The 429-nt window shown below is 51.5% G+C and carries 1 pseudogene; it reads left to right on the top strand.

Annotated features, from left to right (window positions below):
- Positions 1-429: pseudogene (locus ACEWB7_RS18000) on the top strand (hypothetical protein); the annotation flags it as partial.

Here is a 429-nt window from a genome sequence, read left to right on the forward strand (position 1 = left end):
GTATGGACTGGGGCGTCATTGATGGCAACCTGATAAACATCGCAGTTGGTCCGAGTGATGATTCCGGTACGGGGCGCTCAATGCATGTATGGCGCAGCACTGTAAGTAAAGCGAATTACCGCTTTTTTATGGTGCGTATTTCAGGAAATCCGGGAAGCCGCACGATCACGACAAGACGTGTGCCAATTATCGACGAAGCTCAGACATGGGCGGCGAAACAGACATTCAGCGGTGGTCTTTCAGGCGAACTGTCCGGCAATGCGGCTACAGCAACAAAGCTGAAAACGGCAAGGACAATTAACGGCGTGAAATTTGACGGCTCGGCAAATATTGAAGTATTTCCGCCAGGTGTTCCGCTGCCATGGCCATCAGATACACCGCCTGCAGGCTATGCAATCATGCAGGGACAGACGTTTGATAAGGCAGCAT

It is taken from the genome of Acinetobacter sp. NIOH-H-8 (assembly GCF_046635365.1).
Classification (GTDB): domain Bacteria; phylum Pseudomonadota; class Gammaproteobacteria; order Pseudomonadales; family Moraxellaceae; genus Acinetobacter.